This window comes from Pectinatus frisingensis (assembly GCF_015732285.1).
Taxonomy (GTDB): domain Bacteria; phylum Bacillota; class Negativicutes; order Selenomonadales; family Selenomonadaceae; genus Pectinatus; species Pectinatus frisingensis.
Window position 1 is genome coordinate 1 of the sequence record NZ_WIQU01000005.1, and the last position, 7786, is coordinate 7786.

Consider the following 7786-nt stretch of genomic DNA (forward strand, 5'->3'; position numbering starts at 1 on the left):
AAATATTTATTCCAATCAACCACTTTATTCTCTCCTTTACCTTAAATTAGCGGCTGCTCATTTTTATCTTTATAGCCAACAGCACAAATTAATTGTGCCAAATTTTGCTGCAATGGCTGTCCCTGCTTAAATAATCCCGAAGTCCCGCCTGTAAAAATTGCAGCCCCAGCCTCATATAATGTCTTTATTGTCCCACAATTTACATTACCGTCAGCCTGAATGCGAACCGGACTATGGTTATTTCTCAGTATTTCGGCCATCAGTCGTATATGTTCAATAGCTTCTGCTTGAATCTGCTGTCCTGAAAATCCTGGATTAACTGTAAGTTTCAATACCCATGCACATTGATTGGCTAATGTTAAAAAATCCCTGCCAGGCGGAGTTTCCGCCCGATAAGCCAGTACCGGCACAGCGCCGGTACTTCTTATCATTTGAAACACTCTTTTCGGATTGTCCATTGCCTCGTAATGCACAGCAATATAATCTACTCCATAACCGGAAAAGATATTAATGTATCTTTCTGGGTCCTCAACCGCCAAATGTAATTCAACGGGCAGTTTGCTATTTTTTTTTATATATCTATATACTGTATCTCCCAAAATATAACACTTGTTAAATTTCCCATCGACTACATCATAATGGAAAAAAGCTGCCGCTGAGCATTCTACTTCTTTTATAGCCGCAGCCAAGTTGCCAATATCCATGCAGGAAACAGACGCTGAAAACACTGGTTTTAGCATTGCCGCTGTCCGGTCCTTTCCACAGAATCATTTCCGTATTCTTTCATATTCAATAGTGCTTTCGACTCGCTTAGCATATTTTCCACCCAAAAATTCAGTTGTCAGCCAGATTTTTGTTATTTCCCATGCCATAGATTCCGCTATTACCCGTGCTCCCATACAAAGGATATTGGCATCATTATGTGCTCTGGTCATCTTAGCCGAGAACAAATCACTTACTAATGCCGCACGAATCCCATTAACCTTGTTGGCATTGATAGACATTCCAATACCTGTTCCACATATTAAAATGCCCTTTTTCCCGATTGGGTCAGAAGCCACGTCCTTACCCACGGCAATAGCATAAACGCCGGCATCGACAGATTTTTCATCATAAGTTCCTTTGTCGATGATCATATATCCGGCGCCATGCAGCTTTTCTTTAATAAATTCTTTCATATGCAGCCCGGCATGATCTGATCCAATAACAACGGTTACCATTAAATCATCTCTTTCACCTAACTATCAAATAGGTTTCATTACAACTTTTATTGCCTGACCACTTTTTATGAGATCATACGCTTTATCCCATTCATCAATGCGAACTTCATGTGTAATCATTTTATTTGCATCGATTTTCCTTTCACTCATCAACCGCAAAGTAGGTTCCCAATCGTATGTATTCTGGCTGCGGCTTCCAGAAACCACAAGTTCTTTTTGGATAATTTTAGAAAAATCAACCGATACTTCATCTTTGGCAAAAAGTCCTATTTGCACGTACTGTCCTTTTTTGCGTAAAAGATTCATGCCAAGATGCATTGAAGGGACTGCTCCGGTGCAATCGTAACAAATATCTGCTCCATAGCCATCCGTCAATTCGTCAATTAATTTTTTTGGATCATCTTTTTGGACATCAACTATATATTCGACGCCAAATTTTTCCTTAGCGACCTGCAAACGACCAGCATCCTGAGTTAACCCCGTCATGACAACTCGTCCGCCATGTGCCATAACCACCTGTGCTGTCAATAATCCTATAGGACCAGGCCCCAAAACCAGTACAATATCACCCTTTGTAATTTGAGCTTTATTAACTCCATGATGAGCACAAGCCGCGGCCTCAGCAATTGAAGCTTCACGCGTAGACAAATTCTGCGGCAGAATATGCACACTCTCCTTCCGCGCTATCACATATTCGGCTGCAGCACCATCCTGTTGTGTTCCAAGTCCCTTGCGATGCGGACAAAGATTATATTCTTGTGCCTGACAATATCTGCATATACCGCATACATAAAAAGTTGTTTCCGATGTCACTCGATCGCCGACTTTAACATTGGTAACATTTTTACCAATTTCCGCTACGATTCCAGCAAACTCATGTCCTATTGTCAGCCCAGCTGCATTAACATTATAGTGACCTTCATACGTATGAATATCACTGCCGCATACACCGATATACTCTACTTTAATTTTAACCTGATCATCATTAATCTTTGGTTCCGGTTTATCAATAACCTCCCAATTACCCGCACCAGCCTGCATTTTAACTAAAGCTTTCATCATAAAAGTTCCTTTCAGAATATATTAATGTGTTTTAACATAAACAGTGCTGCAGGGACCAGCCCCGCAGCCACCTGTTCATATCGTTATACATAAAATCAAATAAGTTGGAAAATCTTAATTACAATCCAGTTCAGGAAGTTACCACCAAGGTCAAGACTAGATATCATCGTAGTATTTTCCGGCATCTGGAAATGTGCCGCAATAGCCATTGAAGTATGGAATTGAGCTATATTTGTAGCCATTAATAGTGCCAATCCCATTACAACCATGCCTGCTAAAACAGAATGAACAATATTCCCTTTCGCAGCCCCTACAATAAATGCTACATAAAAGCAAATTGTTGCCAAGTCACCAAAGGGCAGCACGTTATTTCCTGGAATAACAACCGAAAGAAATAATGTGCATGGAACAAGTACAAGAGCCGTAGCTATGACTGCCGGATGTCCAACTGCCACTGCTGCATCCAAACCGATTGTAAGTTCTCTGTCCTTGCCAAAATTCTTTTTCTGCAAATAATCTTTAACTGATTCTGATATTGGTATAAGCCCTTCCATAAGTATTTTAACCATGCGCGGCATTAAGAACATGACCCCAGCCATAATAATACCGATTTGAAGAATTTTACCTATTGGATAGCCCGCTAAAATACCTAATAAGATACCAAGAATCAAACCCATCATAAGAGGTTCCCCAAAAATACCAAAACGTTTTTGAATTGCTTCCGGATCCGCGTGCAAATTTCTTATACCAGGTATCTTACTAATAACTTTTACAATCGGGATACCAATAAGCCCTTGTGCGCAAGTTGACCCTGTCGGGAAAGAAAGACCTTCCATCCCAAAATAATTCTTTACTATCGGTGAAGTCCAGTCAGCAATTTTTAGTACCGCTATTTCATAAATAATCCCAGCCAAAATAGCAAATATCCAATTTCCCTCAGTGAGTACAAAAACTGTCGCTGCCGCTGCCGCAAAATGCCAATAATTCCAAATATCAATATCAACAACATTTGTTGTCTTTGTGACTAACATTGCGATATTAACCACCATACAAATAGGTATCATAAATGCCGCAACTGGTGATGCCCACGTCATAGCTGCTGCCGCCGGCCAGCCTACATCAATAATATTCAACGCTAAACCATAGCGTGTCACCATTTGGTGAGTGGCGTCGCCAAGATTTGAAGTAAGTAATCCAATAACCAGATTAATGCCGACAAAACCGACCCCGATCGTAACCCCCGAACGAAATGCTTTTTTAAAGCCCTGCCCAAATGCCATACCAATGATCGTAATAACTATCGGCAACATTACTGTTGGCCCGAGTCCTAATATAAATTGCACTACATCTAAAACCATTAACGTCTCCTCCTAAAATATGAAATATTATAATTTATTTGGCGAATCAAGTTTTTTTTACTTCAATACATCAAGTATTTCTTTGTCGGTTTTCTCAGTATTCATGTTCGTTAGGTAATTTAATGCTTTGACAAGCGGCATCTTATATTCACGTGGTGGAATAGTGGTTGTCACCAGCAGTGTTGCTTGATCTTCATAACTGCCGACCTCAGAGATTTTACACTGAATTACTTTTGCTGAAACATGATTTTCTTTTAATAATTCTTCTACTCTTTTGCAAACAACTGTTGATGTGGCAATGCCTGTACCGCATGCCACTAATACTAATTTTTCTGCCATTTTATTTTATCCTTTCAAATCCAATTTTTCTTGTATGAATGTTTTGATTGATACACTGTTTTGTTCTGCAGCCAAAAAATTCAATGCATCTTCATTTTGTAAAACTGCCATCAATTTTTGCAGCATATCAAGCTGTGTGTGTTTTTCCTTCATAGCCAGCATAAATGCCAACTTCACTGGGACTGTGACATCTTTTTCCCCCATGATGGTAAATTCTACCGGTTCTTTAAATCGTGCTATGCTAATTGCCGGTGTATTTACATGTTCAATATCAGTATGAGGTATCGCTACACCGTATGGCTGTGTGGGCAATCCTGTTGGAAATATCTTTTCTCGTGCCAAAATAGCATCTTTATAAGTATTTTTTACAAATCCATTTTCACAAAGATTGTCTGCCATCTTTCCAAGTAAAGTTTCTCTGTCTTTTCCCATTAAATCCAATAGGATTAATTTTTCATTTACTGTAACCTGCATTGCCAATCAAGGCCTCCCTTAGTTCTTTTTCTGTTTCAGCTGTTTCCAATTGGTTAATAATATTTTCATCAAGAAACTTTTCATACAAATACTGCACACTATCCTTACCATCTATATCCAATCCCAACATGCAAATAAGTGTTGTTGATTGTTTGTTGCCCCAAAGTACCGGTTTTGCAAGTTTAGCAAATAATATAACCGAAGATTTTATATAAGAGCTGTCTGCATGCGGCAAGGCTACCTTATTATTGACCAAAAATGGACCTAATTTCTCACGTTTTAAAACAGCCTGCTCATAATCCGACTCAACATAATCATTTCCTATCAGATATTTGCACATTTCGTGAATTACTTGATTTTTAGTATTTTTCCCCTGCAATATTAAAATTTCCATTGATTTTACAGCTTCAGGAATTTCCCCTGCCTTGGTCTGCAAAGTGCCTGTAGTAACTGCCGAACTGCTGACTATTCTTGATAAGAGCGTGATTCCTTCTTGCGTCATGAGTTCACGTAAGGAAATATATGGTACATTTTCAACTTTAGGATTAACACTTCCCACAATCGCCAGTACTTCATATTGCTTCATAATATCAGCAAGCTGCTGATCAATATCATTTTCCCCGATTATCCCCATATGCAATAAAGAAATATCATTTATTTTTTGCCCAAAAGTTTTTCTAAGCCGCTGTGAACAATAAACAGCTGCTCCCTCTCCAGTAAAACATGTTGTAATAATAGCCCGCCGTTTTCTTCCTCTGGCGGTTTTCCCCACAGGGACCTTAGGAAATGTTTCCAGCATTCCCTCAATTGCTTTAACCAAATTACTCAAAGTAGCTTCCGGCAGTATACTGCGTCGCAAGGCTTCTATTACCATCATAGTATCTACACGGCAAATCGTTTCCACATGAATTTTGGTTCTGGCTTGGATAATCTCACCAAAGGTGAGAAGTGATCCCATGTCGACGAGCAAAAGCACGCCTTTGCCTTCATCGGCTTCATATATTATTTTCTGCAGATCTTCACAGGCCTCTGTCGGATCTTGTTCAAAACTCATATTAAAGGATTTTCCATGAGTCACATTTAATAATCTTGATGCCACATCCAGCAAAGCACTGGCAACACCACCATGCGCTGCCACAACAACACCGATCCGACCTTCTTCTTCTGTTTCTGTCTTATGCAGATAAAGCGCTATATAACCTACTTCATCATCGGGCAGTTCAATCTTATAGTGCTGCTCAATAGCCAGTGCCATTTTGCAAGCGGATGCATATTCATGTGAAAATTTTTCTTTTATCGCTGCAAGATTAGGATTAATAATTTTCTTTCCCTGCCCCAGCCTTGTAAATGCGGCATTAAGATGAACTGCCAGGCAATACACTAAAGACTGATCAAATACTCCTAGTTCTTTTTCTGCTATTTGAAGAATTTCCTGTGACAAGTCAATAACATCTTTGCCAATCACCTTAGCAACTTCATCCAAAGTTAACGGTGCCATACGTCTTTGACTATGTGCGATAATATTTTGCAGCTTCTTTTCAATTTCAGCACCTATCAGCTGATTGATTTTTTCTGAGGCCACTCCATGTTTCTCATAATTATCATATAATTGCTCAATATAAATATAAAATTCCTTAGGAAAACTATACACGTCTTCTGTAAGCATCTTAGACTCTGTGGTTTCAGCACCTGGTTCAAACCAACCGTCTTTCCAGACCAGACTGTCGATCTGCTTACGCCGGCCGGACAGTTTCAGCAATCCCTTCTTTACATAAAGAGGTAAATTAGATACATCAACATGCACAATTTCATTTTTATGTGTTACAAAATCTAAAAAAGATTTGGCACAAGCCACTTGAATGTCACTTTTAAGCTGCCCGATATTTCCCATGCAATCATACAAAAGATAGGCCTTCATAGCATCGAGTGCCACCTGCAGGGCAGCATTCATTCTAGTGGCTTCATCATTAAAAAATTTTTCAATAAGGTGTAATCTTTCGGTAAGCGGCCGCTCCGCAAGTGATGGTAAAGAAATCAACATGGGAATCCGTCTTTTAAACGTAGCTAAAAGACTGGTTTCAATATTTTCAGTAGTGGCCGCAATAAGCTGAACATTTGCCTTATGAATTGCATCTGTTTCTCCCAAGCGGCGAAAATGTCCTTTATCAATAAGCTGAAATAACATTTCCTGCCCTTCTGATGAAAGACGATGTACTTCATCAAGAAAAAGAATTCCTCCATCTGTCTGTTCAATCAATCCCTTACGATCAAATGTTGCTCCGGTATACGCTCCTTTGATACAGCCAAACAATTGAGTAATCAGCAATTGTGGATTTTCTGCATAATCAGCACAATTAAAAACATTGAACGGTGCATTAGTTGGAAGACTTGTAGATTCCAAAGCAAATCTATACATTGATTCTGCCAATTCAGATTTACCGACTCCGGTTTCACCGACTATTAAGCAATGCAAACCATGCGGTGGATAAAGCATTCCTGCTTTTGCCTGCTGTATTTGTGCATATAAACTGCCATGTGCACCAATAAGATTTTCAAACGCACGACTCCCTTTTTTTACATCCTTTTCTTGTTTTTCATCCTCCTCATCTGACAACATTTCCTTGCGAATATGCTGCCTGTCTATATTTTGCAGATATTTCCCCAACAAATAATCAGACATGGCATAACCTTTGCTTTTCAACAGTTTTTTCAATTCTTTTAAGTTAATTTCTGGTCTGATTTTCAAAATTTCTTGAATCTCATCTGTAATATATTTTTGTTTTCGTTCTCGTGAATCAGAAATCTGCAATTCCTTACGCAAAATCGTCACGTATTCTCTGCTAATTGAAAAATGCTTTGCCAAATCCGTATCCTTGTAAGGATTATTATGATCTTCCTGCATAATCAATCTCTGGATTTCATTTTTCATAGGTCCGTCCTCCTGTCTCTTTTATAAGCAAGCTTCATGCCAAAAAAAAGTAAATAAACTTTTTATACTTGTTTTTCCCTTTATTTACAGCGTTTTCATTGTTTAAATAAAGATTTACACGTTTCATTATTTTCTATATTTTACTATTTTTTACTTTTTTTATTACATTATTTTATATCTGTTACTATACAATAAATAATCCCTTAAAAGAAAGCATTATTATTTTAAGGGGCATTAATCAGCTTACAAGATATAACTATGCTCCATATAAATTAAACGGTCGACTTCACTTTTTCAAAAAAAAATAACCTTTAATCATAATTACTCTTATAATTAAAGGTTATTTTTATGCTGCACAAAATTATTTACTTTTTTTCTGATGCTAATGATATTACACTATCATA

The 7786-nt window shown here is 38.3% G+C and carries 7 protein-coding genes; all 7 read right to left on the reverse strand.

The features are described 5' to 3' along the window. Positions 1-41: 41 nt before the first annotated feature. The 7 genes from I6751_RS00245 to I6751_RS00275 all read right to left on the reverse strand — a co-directional run bounded on the left by I6751_RS00245 (position 42) and on the right by I6751_RS00275 (position 7382). Complete coding sequence (locus I6751_RS00245) at positions 42-740, reverse strand: ribulose-phosphate 3-epimerase (protein WP_196592040.1); 699 nt, start codon at positions 738-740, stop codon at positions 42-44. A 27-nt stretch (positions 741-767) separates the two neighbouring features. Continuing rightward, positions 768-1220, reverse strand: coding sequence for a ribose 5-phosphate isomerase B (rpiB, locus tag I6751_RS00250; RefSeq protein WP_196592041.1), 453 nt, complete (start codon positions 1218-1220; stop codon positions 768-770). 24 nt (positions 1221-1244) lie between these two features. Beyond that, complete coding sequence (locus I6751_RS00255) at positions 1245-2279, reverse strand: zinc-binding dehydrogenase (protein ID WP_196592043.1); 1035 nt, start codon at positions 2277-2279, stop codon at positions 1245-1247. A gap of 98 nt (positions 2280-2377) precedes the next feature. Then, the gene (locus I6751_RS00260) at positions 2378-3640 is read right to left on the reverse strand and encodes a PTS galactitol transporter subunit IIC (RefSeq protein ID WP_182187563.1); all 1263 of its coding nucleotides are present in this window, start codon (positions 3638-3640) and stop codon (positions 2378-2380) included. Positions 3641-3697: 57 nt separating this feature from the next. After that, complete coding sequence (locus tag I6751_RS00265; RefSeq protein ID WP_182187562.1) at positions 3698-3979, reverse strand: PTS sugar transporter subunit IIB; 282 nt, start codon at positions 3977-3979, stop codon at positions 3698-3700. Between the two features lie 6 nt (positions 3980-3985). After that, the gene (locus tag I6751_RS00270; protein ID WP_182188572.1) at positions 3986-4453 is read right to left on the reverse strand and encodes a PTS sugar transporter subunit IIA; all 468 of its coding nucleotides are present in this window, start codon (positions 4451-4453) and stop codon (positions 3986-3988) included. Then, positions 4434-7382: a sigma 54-interacting transcriptional regulator gene (locus I6751_RS00275; RefSeq protein WP_196592042.1), complete on the reverse strand. Its 2949-nt coding sequence runs from the start codon at positions 7380-7382 to the stop codon at positions 4434-4436. The genes I6751_RS00270 and I6751_RS00275 overlap by 20 nt, the downstream gene beginning before the upstream one ends. Between the last annotated feature and the right edge of the window lie 404 nt (positions 7383-7786).